Annotated in this window: 18 protein-coding genes and 1 riboswitch; of the genes, 7 read left to right on the top strand and 11 right to left on the bottom strand. The window is 45.4% G+C overall.

What is annotated here, in order from left to right:
* Complete coding sequence (gene sdhA, locus QP775_RS24225; RefSeq protein ID WP_239333376.1) at window positions 1-1758, bottom strand: succinate dehydrogenase flavoprotein subunit; 1758 nt, start codon at window positions 1756-1758, stop codon at window positions 1-3.
* 15 nt (window positions 1759-1773) lie between these two features.
* Window positions 1774-2445, bottom strand: a complete 672-nt coding sequence (locus QP775_RS24220) for a succinate dehydrogenase cytochrome b558 subunit (protein ID WP_239333374.1) — start codon at window positions 2443-2445, stop codon at window positions 1774-1776.
* Window positions 2446-2824: 379 nt separating this feature from the next.
* On the opposite strand from QP775_RS24220, the gene QP775_RS24215 reads away from it, so the two are divergent.
* From QP775_RS24215 to QP775_RS24205, 3 genes are all read left to right on the top strand, one after another.
* The gene (locus QP775_RS24215; RefSeq protein ID WP_285109233.1) at window positions 2825-3724 is read left to right on the top strand and encodes a LysR family transcriptional regulator; all 900 of its coding nucleotides are present in this window, start codon (window positions 2825-2827) and stop codon (window positions 3722-3724) included.
* Between the two features lie 95 nt (window positions 3725-3819).
* Window positions 3820-4647 (top strand): hypothetical protein, encoded by an 828-nt coding sequence (locus QP775_RS24210; RefSeq protein ID WP_285109232.1) that lies wholly within the window; start codon window positions 3820-3822, stop codon window positions 4645-4647.
* A 239-nt stretch (window positions 4648-4886) separates the two neighbouring features.
* Window positions 4887-5243 carry a GntR family transcriptional regulator gene (locus tag QP775_RS24205; RefSeq protein ID WP_285109257.1) on the top strand — a complete coding sequence of 119 codons (357 nt, stop codon included), beginning with the start codon at window positions 4887-4889 and terminating at the stop codon, window positions 5241-5243.
* Window positions 5244-5395: 152 nt separating this feature from the next.
* Here QP775_RS24205 and QP775_RS24200 read toward each other — a convergent pair whose 3' ends face one another.
* On the bottom strand, window positions 5396-6058 hold the full coding sequence (locus QP775_RS24200; protein WP_239333429.1) for a potassium channel family protein: 663 nt from the start codon (window positions 6056-6058) through the stop codon (window positions 5396-5398).
* Between the two features lie 83 nt (window positions 6059-6141).
* Window positions 6142-7500 carry a TrkH family potassium uptake protein gene (locus QP775_RS24195; RefSeq protein ID WP_239333367.1) on the bottom strand — a complete coding sequence of 453 codons (1359 nt, stop codon included), beginning with the start codon at window positions 7498-7500 and terminating at the stop codon, window positions 6142-6144.
* Between the two features lie 68 nt (window positions 7501-7568).
* A riboswitch (cyclic di-AMP (ydaO/yuaA leader) is annotated at window positions 7569-7718 on the bottom strand.
* Window positions 7719-7945: 227 nt separating this feature from the next.
* On the opposite strand from QP775_RS24195, the gene QP775_RS24190 reads away from it, so the two are divergent.
* On the top strand, window positions 7946-9697 hold the full coding sequence (locus tag QP775_RS24190) for a CPBP family intramembrane glutamic endopeptidase (RefSeq protein ID WP_285109231.1): 1752 nt from the start codon (window positions 7946-7948) through the stop codon (window positions 9695-9697).
* A 131-nt stretch (window positions 9698-9828) separates the two neighbouring features.
* On the opposite strand, the gene uvrC is transcribed toward QP775_RS24190, so the two are convergent.
* Window positions 9829-11904 carry an excinuclease ABC subunit UvrC gene (uvrC, locus tag QP775_RS24185; RefSeq protein ID WP_285109256.1) on the bottom strand — a complete coding sequence of 692 codons (2076 nt, stop codon included), beginning with the start codon at window positions 11902-11904 and terminating at the stop codon, window positions 9829-9831.
* Between the two features lie 522 nt (window positions 11905-12426).
* Here uvrC and QP775_RS24180 point away from each other — a divergent pair.
* Entirely contained in the window at window positions 12427-13344 is a 918-nt protein-coding gene (locus tag QP775_RS24180; protein WP_239333363.1) for an ABC transporter permease subunit, read from the top strand.
* A 4-nt stretch (window positions 13345-13348) separates the two neighbouring features.
* A complete protein-coding gene (locus QP775_RS24175; RefSeq protein ID WP_285109230.1) occupies window positions 13349-14251 on the top strand; it encodes an ABC transporter permease in 903 nt (300 codons plus the stop codon).
* Window positions 14252-14343: 92 nt separating this feature from the next.
* On the opposite strand, the gene trxA is transcribed toward QP775_RS24175, so the two are convergent.
* The gene (gene trxA, locus QP775_RS24170; RefSeq protein WP_239333359.1) at window positions 14344-14664 is read right to left on the bottom strand and encodes a thioredoxin; all 321 of its coding nucleotides are present in this window, start codon (window positions 14662-14664) and stop codon (window positions 14344-14346) included.
* Window positions 14665-14912: 248 nt separating this feature from the next.
* On the opposite strand from trxA, the gene QP775_RS24165 reads away from it, so the two are divergent.
* Window positions 14913-15062: a YqzM family protein gene (locus QP775_RS24165; protein ID WP_239333357.1), complete on the top strand. Its 150-nt coding sequence runs from the start codon at window positions 14913-14915 to the stop codon at window positions 15060-15062.
* A gap of 109 nt (window positions 15063-15171) precedes the next feature.
* Here the strand turns inward: QP775_RS24165 and dnaI are convergent, their stop codons facing one another.
* From dnaI to QP775_RS24140, 5 genes are all read right to left on the bottom strand, one after another.
* The gene (gene dnaI, locus QP775_RS24160) at window positions 15172-16119 is read right to left on the bottom strand and encodes a primosomal protein DnaI (RefSeq protein ID WP_239333355.1); all 948 of its coding nucleotides are present in this window, start codon (window positions 16117-16119) and stop codon (window positions 15172-15174) included.
* Between the two features lie 79 nt (window positions 16120-16198).
* Window positions 16199-17746, bottom strand: a complete 1548-nt coding sequence (locus QP775_RS24155; protein WP_285109229.1) for a replication initiation and membrane attachment family protein — start codon at window positions 17744-17746, stop codon at window positions 16199-16201.
* A 133-nt stretch (window positions 17747-17879) separates the two neighbouring features.
* Complete coding sequence (locus tag QP775_RS24150; RefSeq protein ID WP_285109228.1) at window positions 17880-18410, bottom strand: flavodoxin family protein; 531 nt, start codon at window positions 18408-18410, stop codon at window positions 17880-17882.
* Between the two features lie 138 nt (window positions 18411-18548).
* Window positions 18549-20285 carry an ABC-F family ATP-binding cassette domain-containing protein gene (locus QP775_RS24145; protein WP_285109227.1) on the bottom strand — a complete coding sequence of 579 codons (1737 nt, stop codon included), beginning with the start codon at window positions 20283-20285 and terminating at the stop codon, window positions 18549-18551.
* A gap of 392 nt (window positions 20286-20677) precedes the next feature.
* Window positions 20678-21106 (bottom strand): DUF4259 domain-containing protein, encoded by a 429-nt coding sequence (locus QP775_RS24140; protein ID WP_285109226.1) that lies wholly within the window; start codon window positions 21104-21106, stop codon window positions 20678-20680.
* Window positions 21107-21319: the final 213 nt, after the last annotated feature.

Raw genomic sequence — 21319 nt, 5'->3', positions numbered from 1 at the left:
TTATTCTCCTTTCTTCTTGTCGGTCGTGTAGTCGCGCTTACGCGGCTTCAACAAGGATACATCGACTTCCTGATACGTTATTTGCGGACCTTCTGCCGTCCACGCCGCCATCGAAGTCTTCAAGAACTTCTCATCATTCCGTTCCGGGAAATCAGGTTTATAGTGAGCTCCTCGGCTCTCATCACGCAGCAGCGCACTGAGTGTCATTGCGTCAGCGAGCTCCAGCATGTTCCATAATTGACGAGTAAAGGCCACCCCTTGATTGCTCCAACGAGCCGTGTCGTTAATGTTAATACTCTGGTAACGACTCTTCAGCTCCTTAATCTTATGAATCGTATCCTGAAGCTTGCTATTATAACGAACAACCGTCATATTGTTCGTCATCCATTCACCAAGCTCTTTGTGAATAACGTAGGCATTCTCGCTGCCATCCATCTTCAGCAATTTCTCGTACTTGTCGGTTTGACGTTTAGTTTCACGGTCAAATACAGACGAAGCAACGTCCTCCGCAGATTTTTTCAAACCACGTACGTACTCGACCGCCTTCGGTCCAGCTACCATGCCGCCGTAGATCGCGGACAAGAGCGAGTTTGCGCCTAGACGGTTCGCACCATGGTATTGGTACTCGCATTCGCCAGCCGCAAATAGGCCAGGAATGTTTGTCATCTGATTGTAGTCAACCCACATGCCGCCCATCGAATAGTGAACGCCAGGGAATATTTTCATCGGAATCTTGCGCGGATCGTCACCCATGAACTTCTCGTAGATCTCAATAATGCCGCCAAGCTTGACATCGAGTTCCTTCGGATCTTTGTGAGACAAGTCAAGATACACCATGTTCTCGCCATTAACGCCAAGCTTCAAGTCTACACAGACACTAAAGATCTCACGGGTTGCGATATCACGCGGCACAAGGTTGCCATACGCAGGGTATTTCTCTTCAAGGAAATACCATGGCTTTCCGTCTTTGTACGTCCAGATGCGCCCGCCCTCACCACGTGCCGATTCCGACATCAAACGAAGTTTGTCGTCACCTGGAATGGCAGTCGGATGAATCTGAATGAATTCGCCGTTGGCATAATGAACGCCTTGCTGATATACCGCACTTGCTGCAGTTCCTGTATTAATAACAGAGTTGGTCGTTTTCCCGAATATAATACCCGGGCCGCCGGATGCTAGAATGACCGCGTCTGCAATAAATGTCTTCGTCTCCATTGTGCGCAGATCCTGAGCACTAATGCCTCGGCAAATGCCTTCGTCATCAAGGACTGCAGACAAAAATTCATAATGCTCGTATTTAGTCACCAGACCCGCTGCTTCCCAGCGTCTTGCCTGCTCGTCTAGAGCGTACAATAACTGTTGGCCTGTTGTGGCACCGGCAAATGCCGTACGATGATGCTTTGTGCCTCCGAAACGACGGAAATCAAGCAATCCTTCCGGTGTACGGTTAAACATAACTCCCATCCGGTCCATCAAGTGAATGATGCCTGGTGCTGCCTCGCACATCGCCTTAACAGGTGGTTGATTCGCTAAAAAGTCGCCACCATATACCGAATCATCAAAATGCTCCCATGGGGAGTCACCTTCACCTTTTGTATTTACAGCCCCATTAATGCCGCCCTGCGCGCATACGGAATGGGAACGTTTTACAGGTACTAAGGAGAACAGCTCTACGTGCACGCCTGCCTCCGCTGCCTTTACCGTTGCCATCAGGCCAGCCAAGCCGCCTCCGACAACTATAATTTTCTGTTTAGCCATTGCGCGTCATCCCCCTTAACCTATCATCGATTGTGCAGCATTCCATACATGCGCCGCTTCGAATTCCGTGCCACGGAAAGCGAACAGCGACATCACAAACAAGACGGACATCACGACGAATAAACCCGTGCAGATAACAGAAGACACCTTCTGAGCACGTGGGCCAATCGTAATTCCCCAGCTTACGAGGAATGCCCATAATCCATTTGTGAAATGATAAGACGCCGCTACAACACCGATTACGTATAAAATGAACATAGCCGGCTGCGTTACGATCTCATTCATATGAGTGCCTAGCTCCTCATGTGTAATGTTGCCGACCGCAACTTGGAATCGAGTCTGGTAAAGGTGCCAGATAACAAACACAAATGTAATGACGCCAGTAATCCGCTGCATCATAAAAGCAACATTGCGTCCATAATTGTAATTGCCCACATTGTTGCGGGACGTATAAGCGATATAAAGTCCGTATACCCCGTGATATAGGAGCGGAAGCCAGATGCCAAACAACTCCAAGAAGAATACCAGCGGTAAATCATTTAGAAACTTAACGCTCCCTTGAAACGCTTCCTTTCCACCTTCATAGGCTGCATAGTTCGTCAGCATGTGCTCAATGATAAAAAATCCCAGCGGCATGACGCCGAGCAGCGAGTGGAGTTTACGCGAGTAAAAATATCCCCGTTTCATATGTGTGCCGTTTCCCCTTTCCGATGCGTACCAGTAGATTTTGGTAGTAAAACATCCTCATTTTACCTGTGCCTGTCGAAAGCGTCAATATTTTGTCACATGGCTTCTACAATCTATTTAACGCTATTTTCGCCGGTTAAGCCAGGTTTTTGTAACCGTTTTCTCTATTTGTGACCAAGTTGTGACACTACCATATTACTCCTTAACGGCTTATAATGGAATTGCAATGTTTTTATATAAATCATAACTAAAATGCATAAGCCAGTTCTGACAAGGCCTGAGGCAGCCTGTAGCAGCAATATATCCGAGCGCTTTATATGATAAATATCATTGAACATATTTTCACAAGTATAACTCCAAACTCAAGGAGGAATTCTATATGCTTGATCTGCTAGAGGCATTTGCCACTGTCGTTGAACATACCAGCTTGAATCAAGCCGCCAAGCGGTTGAATATTTCGCAGCCTGCCTTGTCTCGACAAGTGTCACGTCTGGAAGAAGAATTAAATGTCGAATTATTCGCCCGCCATGGCAAACGACTCGAGCTTACCCGGGTTGGTCAGATGACTTATGACTTTGCGCTTGATATCCGCAGCCGACAGCTTTCCTTTATGAAATCAATTACCGCCTACAAGACCGAAGGACAAACCAACGTTACAATAGGCGCCAGCCTTACGACGTTACAAACTACACTGCCGTTATTTGTATCTATGTTTAAAGAGCAGTACCCCGACGCTCAGTTAAAGGCCGTTACGGGCAAGACACATGAGATCGTCTCTTATGTCCGCAACAAGAAAGTCGACTTTGGTATCGTAGGCGACGCCATTCGCGAGCAGGGACTCGTCTCTATTCCGCTGCTGTCCGACCATCTGATGCTCGTGCTGCCGAGCAGCCATGAGCTAACACGAGTTAAAGATTGGACAATGTCACATCTAAACGGTGTCCCTATGCTGCTATTCTCTAACGGAACCTGGTATCGCAAGCTTATTGACGACCTGTTCCGGCGCTATCGAATCATGCCTGATATCCGAATGGAAATTGACTCATTCGAAGCGATCGGTCGACTGCTTGCCACATGCGAAGCCACTGCCTTGCTTCCCAAGTCCTACTTGCGTCCCGAATGGCTGCTGGACAACCGCCTTATTGCTGTTCATCTCAAGGAGCTTGAACAGACGGAACGTGTCACGTCGCTTGTATATGCGGAACAGGCCATGCTGACTGAATCCGTCCGAAAGTTCATTGCGGAAGCGGTAATCCGTTCCGAGTGGCTGGGCAATTAAAAAATAAGAATTCTTTCATTCTTTGTCAAAATATATGGTTATAATAGGATATGTACTTATGATAATAGATTCAAATTCTAGGAGGTAAATAAAAAATGAATTTTTGCAATCATTGCGGCGCCAAGTTGGAACAGGATGTGCCCCATGCGTGCAGCGAGATCGCAGCGTCAGCTGGCGCTTCTCATCCTGCTTCGTCAGAATCTTTCAACCTAAGGAAGGAACCTTGGGGATCAGCGGCGTCAAATGGCACCGACGGGCAGACAGCACAGCAAACCTATACCGAGCATTCACAGCCTCAACATTCGATGGGTCAATTTGCTCGCGAGGCAACCTCTGCCTTTGAGACACGAACGCTCTTAACTCTGCTTAAGCAACCGACCGAAGCTGCCCGGCTTCACCCGCAGCGCGATTGGTTATATGCCGTGATCGGCATCCTGCTTTCCAGTTTAGGTTTCGCAGTATGGGCATATATCGTTTCGAAACATTTCTTTGGTTTCTTATTTGGAGCATCTGACATTTTATCGTTACTTGATCGTGGTGCGCCTAGTATCCCGTTCTCATTCTTTATCCGTTTTCTAGTGATCGCTATCCTTTCTATTGGTGCGTTGATTGGTGCTCTCTGGCTTACCTTATCTTTTAAAGGCAAGGAACGACCAGGCTTATTGCCTGCCTTTGTCCGCTTAGGGGCTTTACAAATGCCCTTTGCCGTAGGCTTCCTGTTGGCTGGTCTCGTTAGCGTCATTTCATTCACACAGCTATCTTTCTTCATGGTCGGCTGCTTGCTCTTGTCTTCCGTCGTTCTAACGACTACTGAAATGGCGGAACTAGGCAAGGTTGAGCGCTCAAACCGCTTTGCTTTTATTACCATTGCTATGGGGATGCATATGATTATTTCCCTGATCCTGTTTAAGATATTTTTCTAATCTTATTTGGTATGCAACATTGTGTTATATAACAAGAGGCTCTTGTGCCTCTTGTTTTTTTTATATTCCAGTCTTATAGTCAAATACATAAGTAATGAACCAGATATCTATTAAGAAAAATGACAACGGCACCTAACAATCGGGTTTAGATTGTGCTTTTGTCCTTTGTAATGGCAAAGCTATTTGGCCTGCTGTATGAAATGGTGGTGTACAAGTAATTGAGAAATGAGGTAGCGATTATGCAGCTAGACGAGTCTAAATCAATTTATTTACAGATAGCGGAAAAGATTGAAAATGATATATTAAGCGGTGCTTCAATGGAGGAGAGTCAGGTTCCTTCTACCAATCAATTTGCAAAAGTACTGCAAATCAATCCTGCTACTGCTGCCAAGGGTATTCATTTACTTGTAGATGAGGGCATTCTATATAAAAAAAGAGGAGTTGGCATGTTTGTAAGCCCAGGGGCTAAAAAGCTCGTGCAAAACAAACGCAAAATTCATTTTGCGGATATTGAGCTGCCCCGTATTTTGCGAGCAGCATCAGCACTGGATATCAACAAAGAACAACTGATTAAAATGATTAGAGCTGCCGAATAATCCTACATGTATTGCCTATCGCCGAAAACAACCGTACAACTTCAAAAGCCACCTGACAGTTCCAACACAACAATCTGGACACTGACAAGTGGCTATAGTTCTATCCGCTATTGATGATGATGACGAAGCCTGGCTGACCGACTGAACACCTGCTACACCAAGAGACGTTCTTCAAAAGCTTCAATTTGCCGATTCGTACCGATCATGACCATAATATCCTTCTCTGCCAACGTATCTTCAGCTGAAGGTGCGATAATGATGCCCCCAGGCTTATTTAAGGCTACGATACTGCAGCCGTACTTGGCACGTGGATCCAGCTCCTTGAGCTTAAGCCCGTGCAGGCACTTTGGTACACTCAGCTCTGCAATCGTATAATCCTTAGACAATTCAATATAATCGAGCAAATTAGGCGACACAAGGTGATGCGCCACCCTTATTCCCATATCCCGCTCTGGGTAAATCACGCGATCTACGCCCAATCTTTCCAGAACACGTCCATGCAGCTCGCTTAACGCTTTGGCCACCACTTTCTTGACCCCAAGCTCCTTCACCTGGATACTGATCAAAATACTAGTCTGAATGTCATCACCGATCGCAACAATGACGCAATCAAAATTACGAATGCCCAAGGAACGCAGCACTTCTTCATCAGCAGCATCCGCTACAACCGCATGGGTCATCTCGGAACTCAGTTCGTCAATGATTTCTTCATCCTTGTCAATACCAAGAACCTGATGCCCTAACTTCATTAATTCTTTTGCCAGACTGGAACCGAAGCGTCCCATTCCAATTACCGCAAACTGCTGAGCGTCCATAATAGATGTTATCCCCTTCATCCTTGCTTACTATATATCTATATATTCCAACTAAACATAATCCTCATGCTTACGCCGTACTCTTAACCTATCGTTATTTTACCTTCCGGGTGGCGATACAATTCACGTTCTGCCTTCGGTCCAAGCGCATACGCAAGCGTAATTGGTCCGAGTCGTCCTGCAAACATCGTAAGGGCAATTAACAATTTCCCTACATCCGACAGACTAGTTGTGATTCCCATCGTGAGTCCGACCGTACCAAATGCCGATGTTGTCTCGAACAAGATGGCAAGAAATTGCCGATCTTCTGTCGTAGACAATATCATAGACACGAAGAGAACCAGCCCCAGTGCCAGCAAGGTTAATGTAACTGCTTTGAAAATACGGTCTTTAGCCAGACGGCAGCGGAACATAACGATGTCTTCCTTGCCGCGCATCATCGCAAAGACGGCACCAATCAAGATCGTGAACGTAGTCGTCTTGATACCGCCCCCTGTTGATCCTGGAGATGCACCGATAAACATCAGAATGACCATAAAGAACTGAGATGCCTGTCTCATAGCACCAATATCAACCGTATTCGCCCCCGCAGTACGCGGACTGACCGACTGGAAGAACGATGCCCATATTTTCTGCCAACCATTCAGTTGACCGTACGTATGAGGATTCGTAAACTCAAATATAAATAGGACAACAGCTCCAAACACAATTAAAAAGCTGGTCATGGATAATACAACTTTGGTATGCAGAGACAATCGACGTGTACGACGGAAATCCATCACATCAGACATGACTATAAAACCAATACCACCCGATACGATCAAAAACATGGATACAAAGTTAATAATCGGGTCCCCTACGTAACTTGTTAAGCTGGAGAAAGGACCGCTAACTTGGCCGAACAAGTCAAAACCTGCGTTGTTAAAGAACGAGATGGCATGAAAAATACCGAAATACAATGCCTGCCCGAATGGCAGATCGAACGACCATCTTAACGTAAACAGCACAGCGGCAGAACCCTCAATGACAAAAGCATAAAGCAGTACTTTGCGGATTAGTCGTACAATACCTTCCATCGAGCCTTGATTCAGCGATTCCTGGAGGATCAGCCGTTCTTTTAATGAAATTCTCTTCTTAAATGCCATAGCAAACAGCGTCGCCATCGTCATAAACCCTAGACCGCCAACCTGGATTAAACTAATAATGACGATTTGACCAAACATCGTAAAGTGTGTGCCTGTGTCAACAACCACAAGACCTGTTACGCAAGTGGCAGAGGTAGCTGTAAATAAGGCGTCGATAAACGGCAACGGTGTGCCGTCGGCATTGGATATTGGCAGCATGAGCAACAGTGCGCCAATCAAAACAATGAAGGCAAATCCAATGACCAAGGTGCGTGAAGGGGTTAGCCTCCGCAGGTTGTTACGCTTAACAGTCTTCAAGGATGCTTTTCACCTCATACGTAAAATGGCACGAAAAAAAGCACTGGAGACCCCAATGCTTATCGCTGGTATCCTGACGTTTACGCCTACGAGGTTAGCTGACGGATTCGGGCACGTCAAGGTCGCCCTATTCAAGTGGCTTGCAGCACACTCAAAATTCACCCCAAAATTCGGTTCCCCCGCTTTCGTCGCATGACGAAACTCGGCTGTATTCAATTCATAACGAGATTATATACGTTTCCTATGTTCTTCACAAAGTCTTGAAAGGAGCAAATACACGAGAAAACGCCCGAAAACATCATTATATAACGCTTACATTCACTTCTTTTCTCGTAATACATCGGCGCAAGGCCCTTTTTCTTGACGTTGCTTGTTCATTTCGATAATGTGGGAAGGAACAACTGTCTTTATCGTATTTCAAATTTAAGATTGAAGGGGGATTCCCTTGAAATTTACATACAATTCTACTGCTGGCAACCAAAGATATGGGCAGGGTGCATCCAGGGCGCTCATTGGCGCAGCAGTTGCGGGATTCTTATTATTCTTAGTCATTCAAGTTATCATTCCATTTTTGTCCAGTTCAAATACAGAGCAGCTTACTCCTATGTTAACCAAAGATGAAGCTATCCGCCGCGCGGAAGTCGCTTACACCTCGGCTATATTTTCAGCAACGCCCAGTTTCTCTAACACGAGCAAAGGCTCATCCATTCCATCATCCGCTCAATTCAAAAAAGGTGCCATATATTATACCAATGATCTCCTGTCTGGCTACTTAAGTAAATATGAGCTGCATACTGCGTATAATCGTTGGGAAAAGGCAGCGCCATATGATATTTATCGGGTCTTTTTCGACAAAGAAGCCCCCCTACAACACAAGCGTGAGCTCGTGACAATCGACATCCATATGCGCACTGGACAGATCGTCGGCTATCAACAAGTGTTGTCCGATACCATTGATGCCGACAATAGCTCCACTACATCCGAAGTGGAACAACCTAATCCAGATCGGGCTTACATGTTAGCCCATTCAGATGAAGCTGTACTACAGCTTGGCTACACACCTGCACAGCTTGCCCGCAAATCCGAGCAATTATCGAATGAAATTCGCTATACTGTCAAGAATGGGCAGGTCGGCGATGCCAAACTGGAAGTTGTTGTGTGGTGGCAAAATGGCAAGATCAGCCAGGCTCAATCCATTTGGACATTACCTGAAGCTTATACACAGCTTATGCAGGAGCAAAAGAGCACTGCTGAGCAGATCTCCTCCATTGGTTATGTACTAATGTCGGTAATATTTGCAGCTGCCGCCTGCATAATGGCCCTTATATATCGCAAGCGTATTCGCTTTAGATCCAGAACGATGCTGACGTTGGCTGCCTTGTCGTGCCTGATCTCTATTCTGCATGGCTGGAACGTGATACCAGGTACTATTATGGCTGATCGACTGGAGCCAATCGGGTATGATCGCTTGCAGATGACCATTACCATACAATCGCTTTTCCTCGTCGTTCAAGCCGGTATTACGTTATACCTCGCCTTGATCGTTGGGCGTTCATGCTGGGACGTGAGTCAGCACAAGCAGGTTGTGATCTCATGGAGCGACGCCGATTTCGGGCAACAGCTTGTGCGTTCTTTCTGGGTTGGCCTGGCATTCACGGGTGTGTTGCTGGGCACGCAAAGTATTATTTACACAGGGCTGGAACTGGGTATGAAGGCTTGGTCCTCTACAGACGCTTCAAGCTCTCCACTCAATCTAAGTTACATGTTTTTGTATCCTTTAGTAGCGTGGGTAGCCGCCATTTCAGAAGAAGGCTTTTTCCGGTTGTTTGCAGTGGGATTGTTCCGCAAATTTCTGCGTAATACATGGGTTGCAGCTATTATTCCTACTTTTGTGTGGGCTGCTGGTCATGTGACTTATCCGATCTATCCGTACTACTCCCGTCCGTTGGAATTGATGATTATCGGTTTCCTGTTTGTATGGATTATGGTGCGTTATGGTTTCTGGAGCGCAGTAGTCGCTCATCTCATGTTAGATACTATATTGATGGTGATCCCTTATTGGATTGATGGCAGTTGGTCTGGCATCGTGATAGGCACTTTCTACTTGCTGCTCCCCATGGCTGTTGTCTATGGGATTAACACGCTTCATCGGCATAAGACTCTAAAAATAAGACCGTCGCACGAGCCTGTCTCCTAACTGAAATATGTATAAGAGGCCAAAAAAATGAACTACCATGCTTCATTTTTTTGGCCTCTTATTGTGGTGATTTATGATCTTGCTTGCTTCAGTTATAGCGTTGAAGGATCTAGCTGTTGCAACTGTAATGCCTATTCTGCTGGCATATTCGCTGAATCTGTCCCAAGTTCAGGTTCGCTCTCATCGTAATCTGACAGCTTCTCTACTTCCAGCTCGGATTCTTGGGCTGCATCCTGATCATCATCCTCCCGTAAATGGGATAAGATCGTACGTGCCAACTGCTCGCCTATCCCCACTTGACGAAAATCTTCTATCTCAGCCTCACGAATCTTCTTCAAAGAGCCGAAGTGCTTCAGCAGCGCTTTCCGCCGCTTTTCACCAATACCTGGTATGGAGTCAAGTGCAGAAACAACCATCGACTTGCCGCGCTGCTCCCGATGAAACGTAATTGCAAAGCGATGCACTTCCTCCTGTACCCGCTGCAATAAATAAAACTCCTTGCTATCTCTGCCGAGCGGCACAACCTGTGCAGGATCCCCGGCCATCAATTGCGCTGTCTTATGCTTTGTATCTTTAACCAGACCGCATACCGGAATGTATAGTCCCAGTTCATTCTCCAATACATCGATAGCTACCGCCATCTGTCCTTTACCACCGTCAACAACAATCAGATCAGGCTGCTCCAAGCCTTCCTTCAGCACACGCTCGTACCGTCTGCGTATCACTTCACGCATCGTCTCATAATCATCCGGCCCTTGCACTGTGCGCACCTTGTACTTCCGATATTCTTTCTTGGCAGGCTTGCCGTCAATAAAGACAACCATCGCGGATACAGGGTCAGAGCCTTGAATGTTCGAGTTATCAAAGGCCTCGATACGATGCGCCGATCTGATTCCAAGTGCCTCGCCAAGACGTTCTGCCGCACCTGCTGTCCGTTCCTCATCACGTTCCAGAAGTTTGAATTTCTCCTCCAGCGCAACACGTGCATTATCCATCGCCATCTTCACCATCTGCTTCTTTAAGCCGCGTTTCGGCACAAGAACCTTCACTTTTAACCATTGGTGCAGCGCCTCTGCGCTGGACTTTATTGGTGGTGCAGCCTCATCGACCTCATCTGTTTCATCGTGATCAGCTTCCTGCTCATCCGTGAGCAATGTAGAGTCGACATGAAGCAGCGTATCACCACGTACATCAGCCTGAGCGGTCAGCAATTCGCTTGTATCCGCATCCAAACCTGATTCTTCCGTTACCCATTCCGTCTCATCCGGCAGCAATATCGCCCTCGGAAGTGCAGGATTGTCACTGTAGTACTGTGTTACAAATGTTATAAAATCATCATATGCATGGCCGTAATAAGGAAACTTAGTCGCATGACGCTCTATCATCTTGCCTTGCCGCGCGTATAAAATCTGGACGCACATCCACCCTTTATCCACTGCAAATCCAAACACGTCGCGATCCATCTGATCTGCCGTATTAATTTTTTGTTTTTCCATAATCGCTTCAATCGCCAATAACTGATCGCGGTATTCTTTCGCCCGTTCGAATTGCAGCTCCTCTGCCGCTTCTTCCATCTTGCGCCGCAGCTCTTTCTTAATCTCTTCATGTCCACCATTGAGAAACTTGGCGATCTCCTGCGTCATTACCTCATAGTCACTTGCTGTAACCTCGTATTCACAAGGCGCCAGACACTGACCAATGTGGTAATAGAGGCACACCCGATCCGGTATCGTGCGGCACTTGCGCAAGGGATACAATCTATCGAGCAGCTTCTTCGTCTGCTGCGCCGCAAATGCATTCGGGTAGGGCCCAAAATACTTGGCCTTGTCCTTCAAAACACGCCGAGTTACTTCCAGTCTCGGGTGCTGTTCGTTCGTTATTTTAATATATGGGAAGCTCTTATCATCCTTAAGTAATACGTTATAACGCGGATGATGCTGTTTAATCAGATTACATTCCAGAATAAGCGATTCCATATTGCTGCCTGTAACAATATATTCAAAGTCGCGTATCTCGGAGACAAGCCGCTGCGTCTTGCCGTCGTGGCTGCCAGTAAAATAGGAACGGACTCGGTTCTTGAGCACTTTGGCCTTGCCCACATAAATGATCGTACCTTCGCTGTTCTTCATCAAATAGCAGCCAGGCAGATCAGGCAGCAGCGCCAGCTTGTTGCGTATCCGCTCCAAAGCACGCTCACGCGCATCCATCTCTTCTGCTGTCAGCACAGCCTGCTGCTCCGGCGCATAACGTTCGTTCCAACGTTCTTTCCAACGTTGTGATTGCCCATAAGCACTCTTGTCTGTCTCGTTCTCTCGGCCTTCCTTGTCCTGATGAGACGATCTATCATCATGTTTCAACCGGGTCCCTCCTTTCCATGTGTTCGCTTTTTTGTTCCCCTCCTCTTATTGTATATGAGCACAAGCAGAAGAGAAAGCCCTTGCCAGAGCTAATCTTAACCATGGAAATCACGGAAAATCAATCGATACACTGCATGTTGCAACCTTTTCTACTAGTTGATGGATGATATTGTTTTTATTTAAATTATATTACATTTTCCTGTGACAACTATTGGATCTGCTCCATTCTAATCAAAAGCCAATACATTTTATAAATAATAAGATTTGATGTAGATCTCATGTTAGATCCAAATAGGAACATTTTTCTAGACAAGCTAATCATTATATGATAATACTAACGTAATATGAATTAGTATAATTTAGGAGGCCACCATGAGTTCTCGCTCACAATTGCTTAGATCGTTTGTTATTGGCATCGTTGCTATGATACTTATTATTCTGATCGTATTATTTCCAAGACAGTTGGACATTACAGTAGAACGCTATAAAGTAATGGCTGAATATCAATTCAGCTGGGATGTGTATTGGAACAATATTAGCGAATTTTTTAAAGGTGTAGTTAAAGATCACAGTCTCGGTATGACCCGTCATAACGATGAAACCGCTGGTGCAGCCGTATTACGCTCCATGTCCTTCAGCCTGATCATCATCGTAACAGCGTTTACAATTAGCTTTGTGCTTGGCATATTAAAGGGTATCCTTGACTATCAAGGATCAAGAAGAAAGATCGGTTTTTTTGGCAATTGGACTACCTGGCTGTTTCAATCTATCCCTGATTTTCTGCTGCTGCTATTGATACAATGGCTGCTGATCCGCTACGTGCCTTCGCTTCGTATATTCGCACTGGAGGGATGGACCGCTTTTTTGTTGCCTTCTTTGCTGGTATCCGTTTATCCACTTGTTTATATTGCACGTATTACCAGTGCCTCGCTGGCATCTCAGGAGGGGCAATTGTACATCAAAGTAGCGCGTGCAAAGGGATTAACGCGTGTGCTGGTCTTATATAAACATATGCTCGCGAATTGTGTCGGCAGTATTTTATCGCACTTGTCTTCCTTATTTGTATATATTTTGTCCAATTTGTTGATGGTTGAGTATTTTATGAACTATCCTGGAGCAGCGCTCCGCCTATTTTTGGCTATGGACTACAGCATTTCATACGGAACCGGACAAAATTATGAGCCTGGGGTCATTATTGGCATCTGCTTCTGTTTTATGTTCCTGCTCTTGCTTGTGCAATGGATCAGTCAGATGTCCAGAATCTACTTGGACCCAAGGAAGGGGCTATAGCACATTGAAAAATATTACATTGTGGATTGGCGGCATCATGTTTGCTTTACTCGTATTTGTCATGTTTGCAGGACAGTACTTACCATTTATCGATCAGACGTTAACACCTGAGAAACACAGGTGGTCCCAAGATGAGCGCCTAATTCTCCCTCCATATGAGCCTTCAAGCAAGAACTTGCTTGGTTCTGACAAAGACGGGGTCGACAATCTAAGCAAAATTATTATGGGCACCAAGGAAACGCTGCTTATTATTTTCTCCATCACCGCTTTAAGATATATGATCGCAGTCCCGCTTGGGCTCTCAGCATACCGAAAGAGCGGGGTCGCGAACAGCATTCTGACAGTATGGAATCAACTATTTTCCTATTTGCCTACATTATTCTCTGCTATTTTATTACTTAGTCTTCCCTTCCTACTGTTTGCTTCATGGCGGTTGCTTTGGGTTATTCTCATATTGGCTGCTATCGAAGTTGGACGTGTCGCCTATCTTATTCAACAGCAGATCCATCAAATTTCTCGGGAGCCATTTGTTGAAGCAGGCCATGCTTTAGGACTTAGTCCATGGCGGCTAACGAGAAGTTACTTCATCCCGACTATGATCCCTGAAATCGTCGTTAATTTCTGCGTAGACTTAGGCAAAGTAACGCTCCTAATCGGTCAATTAGGTGTGCTAAGCATATTTCTTTCGCAAGAGTGGGTGGAGGTAAACGAAATGTCTATGATATTGATGAATACGAGCAACAATTGGATGTCATTGCTTGCTTCGATGCGCGCTGATATTTACGTCAGCAAGTTCACCTACATCTTCTATCCTGCTCTTGCCATTATGTTTACGATTTTGACGTTTAACGTACTTGGTGAAGGCATTAGAAGACATTTTAATCGACGCATACACAATTATTTATAAATGCATAATTTCGTCAGCTGCGCTCACTGCTGCGAGAAAGCAATCAGCACAAAAAAAGCCCTCCCATTACGGGAGGGCTTGCTTAGTTAAACTTATTGGTGCTTAGCGACTAAGCTCTTTAATGCGTCTTTGGAATTCAAACCAACAACCTTATCAACAGGTTGGCCGTCTTTGAAGACGATAATAGTCGGGATGCTCATCACGCCAAAACGAGAAGCGGATTCTGGATTCTCATCCACGTTCACTTTTGCGATTGTAGCTTGTCCAGATACTTCGCCATCCAATTCTTCCAGGATTGGAGCGATTGCCTTACAAGGACCACACCAAGGTGCCCAGAAATCAACCAATACGACGCCTTGGGATGATTCTACGTCTGTGTTGAAGGATTGGTCAGATACATTTACTATTGCCATGAGTAGGTTCCTCCTTTATAGTCAGTTACTTTTTTTTAGAGTCAACAACTAAAGTATACCACAACTCATCTTATTATGCGAAAGCACATGATGAATTTTGTTTATATTTTGTCACATGATTGTCAAGCCTAATCTTTACAAATCATTGCCACATTCGCTATACTAGAGACGATAATTGGGTTAAAATACCTGTCTTGGTTGTGAGATGCATCATTGCAACGAGACGCAGACAGTTAGGAGGACTTGCTATGGAAGCGAGATCAATTGATCCTCGTGAACACGTGATGGAAGAGCCGCGAGATGATTTGTTTGATGTGTTTACAGGCTTTAACGTCATGCTCGGGTTTATGACCGTAGTCTTTTTCGGAATGGTGATTATCAAGTTCATCGTATCCTAAGCATGTCTCACGCCGTATGAACTGCTGAAGTCCGGTCCTCTGCTTGACGAGAGGCACGGACTTCTTTGTTATGTCATATTAAGATTAAAGATCAATCATCCAAGATTAATTAAGAACCTCGCTTATTACGGCCATTAACAGCCACTACCTCTACATAAGGGCGTATGCGATCCATAAGGCGTTCAGCCTTGTACACATCCTCACCTTCACGGGTATAGCTAAAATGCTTAAATAACGCATCCATATCATAATTTGAAGTGTAAAAAGTAGGCTTGCGGTTCATCCGATGATTTAAAATGGACCCCAGCACATGATCTCGAATCCATGGCGTCATATTTTCTGCCCCAATGTCATCAAATACAAGCAGATCTGTCTCCTTCATCATCTCAAGCGTATCCCGCAGCTTCTTCGGCTCCTGAAACATAGACTTCAGATCCTCGACAAACTCCGGCATATAGACGATAACACCCGTATAATCCGCTCTCGCCAACTCATACAGCATATAACTCATCAGGAACGTCTTTCCTGTACCAAATGAGCCGCTCAAATACATACCAATCGGAGAAATACCATTTTTATGGGTCTCCTCAATATAGTCCATTATACTGGCCACAGCAGGTATTCGCTCATAATCCCGTTCCATAATCTCTTGAGCGGAGTATCCTTGTTTCAGTGCCATCTCATCCACAAAGAATGAACGAACTCTGTTATGGACCGTCTGCTGCCGCTCATGGGTGAGCTGTTTCTGACAAGGCACTTTACGATCTTCAATTAAAGAACGCCCATTTACATCAACAACAGTAAGCTTTGTAAAATGTCCCTCAAAATCATTTGGGCATTTCTCCAGACCCGGGCAATGCTCACAGGCACGCTGCTCTTTTACATACTGATACATCTTATTTAAGCTGGTTTTGAGCGTAAAGTCATCCAATTCAGGATGGTCTGCTCTGAATTGCTGGATTAAGGGATGATGCAGCAATTCATTCATCTTCGCCTCTGCTTGCGCCCGTCGTTCACGGAATGGAAGCTGCTTTAACACGTCACCTAATGATTCCATCAGCGGCACCTCCTTTCCAAGCTGACATTGCAGTTATACATTTCTATATCATTTATAAATTCTGTATGAACAGGTCAAATTATCTAGTCTTTCGATTCGCATCCAAGCGACGAGCCAGTTCGCGTGCACGATCAATTTCCTCTTGTGACAGCTGGGATGCTTCCCCTGTCGGCTGTACAATCGGGATGATCGGCTTCTGCTGCTGCTTCGTATATCGACTATTCGTACGATTGCCCTTGCTTGTACGGCCGCTGCCGTTCTGTGTACCTTGTCCACTGTGATCTGGATTAGATTGCGTGCGAATGTATTGCACCGCTTCTTCGTACGACTTTACTTGCTTCAGCAACATATTCGAGACGATTTGATCCACAAATGCACGGTTCAATCGTTGATTACCACTGCCTTGGGCCAGCATCATCATCAAATAATGGATGAGGACGTTGATGACTTCATCCTTCAGTTTATAATTCAGATCCATCTTGGTGAACATGTCCAGAAACGTATCCGGGACCGCTCCCGGGAAAAACTTCTCCAGCAAACGGGTGTACGGCGTATTTCGCAGCATCATATTATATTGATGAATATCGCACTTGCCACCGAATTGTGGAGGCACCTCTAAATAATATTCCATCTGTACGGCTATTTCAGGCTCCTCGACGTGAGCACCGTTGTCCGCAGCGGCCTCTGCCGACTGCTGCACATGATTAATCTTGTGCTGCTCGCGTTCACGCCATTCCTCGCGCTTCTTATTCTGTCTAAAGTGCAAATGCGCTCGATGCTGCAGCTCGTCCAACAGCAGCCTGCCATCCGGGCTGAACACACCGTCCTCATCAAGAAGTCTGCACAACTCCTGAGGTGTCAGTTCAAACTTGCGTACGACATAATTAATAATACCCATACCTTCCCGATCATGACGCAGCCTCTCCACACAAGAACGATTATAGGAGTATTTAGGGAATCGAGTAATGATATCCGAATAATTTAACTCTGGTGTCTGACCTTGCTGCTCCATTTGCGTCAGGTTTCGACTTGGTGCTACTTCTTGCAGCGCCTGCTCCAATTCATAATCGATGACCTGTGTATTTAGGCGGAACAATTCATAAAATGGAATTGAGATATTTTCCCGATGCGCATCTGCATGTGATTCTGCAAACGGCTCCTTTGTATTAAATTGCTCCCGCAGAGACAAAACCATGTATTTGCCCACTTTATCCCGCAACAGCAGCGTAAGATGCTGTGTATCAAAAAATTGTACCGGCGATAATGGCGGCTGCAGTTCATACTCAAACATATAATCTTCCGCCTGGGGCAGCATAAGGCGGGAAGTCTGAAGCAGGCCTACTGCTTCAAGCTTGGATGTCTGTTCTATGAGATAAGAACGCCCCTTCTCACTTGGCTCCATTCCAAGCAGCAGGAACAACTTACGCTGAGCATCCATGCCGGAGAAACCCACCTGATCAGCAGGCACATGTTGATAGAGAAGATGATACAAACTGATAGCGAAAGCACCTATCATCGGTTGGTACACATGGGATAACATTTTATGGTCTAGTTCGCTTAAGCTGAACTCCCGATAAGTGACATACCGATGTTGCTCGGTATAATGAAACAAATTGGACATTCGCATCGAAGTATCTCTTCTCCTTCCGTTCGAAACATAGTGGAACTATTGTAACATAAATAGAGCAAACTCGTCCGTCATAAATGGTGGTAATGAACGAGTTTGCTCTTTTGTTTGATGATGCTAACTATTCATGTGCTTACCGCCAGCTTGTGTTCAGCACATGCGCTTCTGCGATGGCTTCAGCATCATGCAGCACCTCGCCAGGCTTTGTACCTCTTCCAATAATGTAGTCTTCCAACGTCATGCCCATAAAATCACAAATATGTTTGAACTGCTGTACAAGAGCCAAAGCTGTTAATTTTGCCTTAGGTCCTCCTACAATAACAACGTACACCTTTTTCCCCTGCATACGCTCTTTGAATTGTAATGAGTCGTCACGCAGGCATTGGGACCAGCGGTCGATGAACAGCTTCATCTGTCCTGACATGCCATACCAATATAATGGCGTCGCTAGCAGCAGCGTATCATGATTCAGCATAGCCTCAACAATTTGATTCATATCATCCTCAACTGCCTGAAAGCCTTCTGAAGCATGCCTTTCATCTACAATTGGCATAATTTTATAATCCCGCAGGCGAACCGTTTCCACTTCAATCCCTTGCGTTATCCGTTCTGTAAGCTGTTCTGTATTTCCGCCTTCACGTGAGCTTCCTTGAATAATGAACATACATATCCTCCTTATCCGATTATGATTACTAGTCATCATAGCTAAAATAGCAAGCTGCGACAACCGAGTAAGCATATCGTTAAACGCCCACAATAACCTTGTATTGGCTAATTAGAGCCCGCTAGCGCTTAATCTGACCTAACCGATACCGTAAGTTTTCCGAAATTCGAGCATCTCTTGAAAACGCCGCTCCAACTCCTTCTTCTCTTCTTCTACGTGCGTCGCTGATAGACGAGCCAGTAGACTGGACCATTCGAGTTCGAATCTCATTCGATCCTCCGCAGTCAGGCAGCCGTCTTTGTTATCGGCTGCAGAGGAATCGAGGGTGGAATTGTTACTGAGAATCGGGTCCTGATGAGTTTCCCCCCAAGCCATGATGTGCAGTGAACCACCATCTAGACGCAACTCATGTGTAGCTACCTCAGACGTAAACATACGGTCATGCGACACAAAGATTAATGTTCCAGGATACTGTTTCAACAGTACCTCTAATTGTTCACATGCTTCCATATCCAAATAATTAGTAGGTTCATCTAGGATGAGCAGGTTGGCTTCACTTAAAAATAGCTTTACCAGCAGTACCTTCACCCGCTCACCACCGCTCAGGTAGGAAAGCGGCTGGAGCGCCCGATTTCCTGCCAGATTTAATCTAGCTAAAGCCGTTCTTACCATATGTTCTGGATAACGGCTGGAAGTAAGCACATTCTGGACTGCATTTGCTTCGGCATCTAGTCCTAGCAAAAGCTGATCAAAGTAAGCGATGTTTACTTTGGGCGCATACTGCAGCTCGCCATCTAACTGCAAACCTTCAGCCGCAGTCAGATAGGCCGCACGCTGCTTATCCCCGTCAAGCCTAACGCGCTTATACGTATCGTGCAGAACGCGGATAAGCGATGTCTTGCCTGCCCCATTCGGACCTGTTATGGCTATTCGCATGCCTGGCCTAATCCTAAAGGAACTTGGCTGGACCAACGTTCTCTCCGTATTCTCTATGCCAATGGCAAGTTCTCGGGCCTCGATAACAATTTTGCTGTGTATCGCTTCATGGAACGCTAAATCAAATATTAGCTCTGGCTGTTCGTAAGGACGTTCAAGCTGAGGGAGCTGAGCAATTCGTTGCTCCAATGCTTTGACGGTTTTATCAACTTTGGCTTGTTTGCGATTAAAATGTGGCCTGGCGCTACGAATCTCCTTGCTTGTCAGCCTATTCGTATTTGGAGCCCTGCCGACTCGCTTTGCATGTTCTTTCTTATCAACCATCGCCTCTAATAGTCGGCTCTTCTCCTCTTCGTTGCGCTCATACGCATGCAGCTGCTCCTTGTACAGCCGCGATTTTTCTTGTCGGTAAGCTTCATAAGCACCTGGACGTCTTCCTGCATAGGAATAAAGCTGTTTGTTTTCCACTTCCCATATTTTTGTGCATACACGATTAAGACACATACGATCATGGGAAATAATAACGACCAATCCACGATGTTTCTTCACCATGCGCTCCATCTCCTCAATCGCTTGCACATCAAGATGGCTTGTTGGTTCATCCAGAAACCAGATTGGTGCCTTACTTTGATAAAGAAGCTTTAGCTTATGTTTAGTCCATTCTCCTCCGCTCAAACGATCCAGTTCAGGCGACGCCTCCCCAATCGAACGATCATCCCATTGAGTAACAACGCTGCAGCTGCCGTATCTGATCACACTTCCCTGTTCCGGCTCCAGTTCACCGCTCATCACGCGCAGCAGCGAACTCTTTCCAGCACCATTAACGCCAACGATCCCGATACATTCCCCCCCATATAGCTTTAATATCTCATCATTCTCAAATAGAATGCGGTCGCCAAATCCTATACGCAGTTGTCTTGCTTCTATCAATAAAGTCATAAAAAAACCTCCCTAGGAACATTCCTAGAGAGGACTATATGTCTTGTCATCATTACAAGTCAGGTTGGCACAATATTGCCCTGCTCATGCGCAGATACGCAAATAAACACGGCAACAGCTCTGCTTAAACAAGGATTCCTCTAATGCGAAGGAAACCAGTTAAAAAGCATAGGGCACTGTACGAAACACTGAAAATAGACAGACTAATCCTCTCAGAACGTTCATTTTGATTTATACGTGGGTCAAAATGATGCATTAAGATCGAATTAGTTATTCATCAGCCTCGTACCTTGCCTTTCATCAGAATAAATTACCTACAATAATATATTATACACAACAGCTTATTCAGTTCAAGTCAGAACTTAAATAAGGCGCTGATGTACAACTTTCCCCTATAGATTGATCTGTTCCAGCTTAGCTAATACATTATTACCTGTATGCTTCCATGCAGCAAAATCAGCAGTATCAGCTTCTGCCCACAACTCATAAATTTCCGAAGCTCCCGTGTTATCCACATTTAAAGCAACCCGGATCAACTGGGTAATCTGTGATAATATTTCCTGTGTTAACTGTGACTTAATGGCCTCCAGATCAATATCCGCTGTAAGCGGGTGAGTAGGTTGAATGCCATAAGCGATCAAAACAAGCTCGCCAAGCGCAAGAATAGATGACCCCTCGTCCACTTCCATATATTCTTCTTCAAGCCAAGTATTCTGTATATATTGTACTTGCTCTTGGATAGAGGCAGGATTATGTTGTATCGCTATTAAGCAATCTCCAGCTCCATCGTTATCAAATATGCCTGTGTCCCATGCTCCCATTATCAAAATACCTCCCCAGTAATGTCCCTTACTACCGCAACCGTTGTTGATTCAAAGGTTCATTGTCTCCGACCTGTTTAGCAGTTCGAATTGTGTGCGTGATATCAGCCACCTTACTCGAACGAAAATCTTGCTCTGATTGCTTCTGATCTTAGACAAAGAAAACGAGTTATGAAGTCCACTTTCACAGGTAAAAATGCGTGGTTTCCTCAA

Origin of the sequence: Paenibacillus sp. UMB4589-SE434 (genome assembly GCF_030226685.1) — a bacterium.
Taxonomy (GTDB): domain Bacteria; phylum Bacillota; class Bacilli; order Paenibacillales; family Paenibacillaceae; genus Paenibacillus_B.
The sequence above is the reverse complement of the archived record's forward strand: the minus strand, read 5'-3'. Positions and strand labels throughout refer to the sequence as shown.

Bases quoted from the DNA above. Each gene is read 5' to 3' on its own strand.
- sdhA (WP_239333376.1), bottom strand. From the start codon at position 1,758: ATGGCTAAACAGAAAATTATAGTTGTCGGAGGCGGCTTGGCTGGCCTG.
- QP775_RS24220 (WP_239333374.1), bottom strand. From the start codon at position 2,445: ATGAAACGGGGATATTTTTACTCGCGTAAACTCCACTCGCTGCTCGGC.
- QP775_RS24215 (WP_285109233.1), top strand. From the start codon at position 2,825: ATGCTTGATCTGCTAGAGGCATTTGCCACTGTCGTTGAACATACCAGC.
- QP775_RS24210 (WP_285109232.1), top strand. From the start codon at position 3,820: ATGAATTTTTGCAATCATTGCGGCGCCAAGTTGGAACAGGATGTGCCC.
- QP775_RS24205 (WP_285109257.1), top strand. From the start codon at position 4,887: ATGCAGCTAGACGAGTCTAAATCAATTTATTTACAGATAGCGGAAAAG.
- QP775_RS24200 (WP_239333429.1), bottom strand. From the start codon at position 6,058: ATGGACGCTCAGCAGTTTGCGGTAATTGGAATGGGACGCTTCGGTTCC.
- uvrC (WP_285109256.1), bottom strand. From the start codon at position 11,904: ATGGATGCGCGTGAGCGTGCTTTGGAGCGGATACGCAACAAGCTGGCG.
- QP775_RS24180 (WP_239333363.1), top strand. From the start codon at position 12,427: ATGAGTTCTCGCTCACAATTGCTTAGATCGTTTGTTATTGGCATCGTT.
- trxA (WP_239333359.1), bottom strand. From the start codon at position 14,664: ATGGCAATAGTAAATGTATCTGACCAATCCTTCAACACAGACGTAGAA.
- QP775_RS24165 (WP_239333357.1), top strand. From the start codon at position 14,913: ATGGAAGCGAGATCAATTGATCCTCGTGAACACGTGATGGAAGAGCCG.
- dnaI (WP_239333355.1), bottom strand. From the start codon at position 16,119: ATGGAATCATTAGGTGACGTGTTAAAGCAGCTTCCATTCCGTGAACGA.
- QP775_RS24155 (WP_285109229.1), bottom strand. From the start codon at position 17,746: ATGCGAATGTCCAATTTGTTTCATTATACCGAGCAACATCGGTATGTC.
- QP775_RS24150 (WP_285109228.1), bottom strand. From the start codon at position 18,410: ATGTTCATTATTCAAGGAAGCTCACGTGAAGGCGGAAATACAGAACAG.
- QP775_RS24145 (WP_285109227.1), bottom strand. From the start codon at position 20,285: ATGACTTTATTGATAGAAGCAAGACAACTGCGTATAGGATTTGGCGAC.
- QP775_RS24140 (WP_285109226.1), bottom strand. From the start codon at position 21,106: ATGGGAGCATGGGACACAGGCATATTTGATAACGATGGAGCTGGAGAT.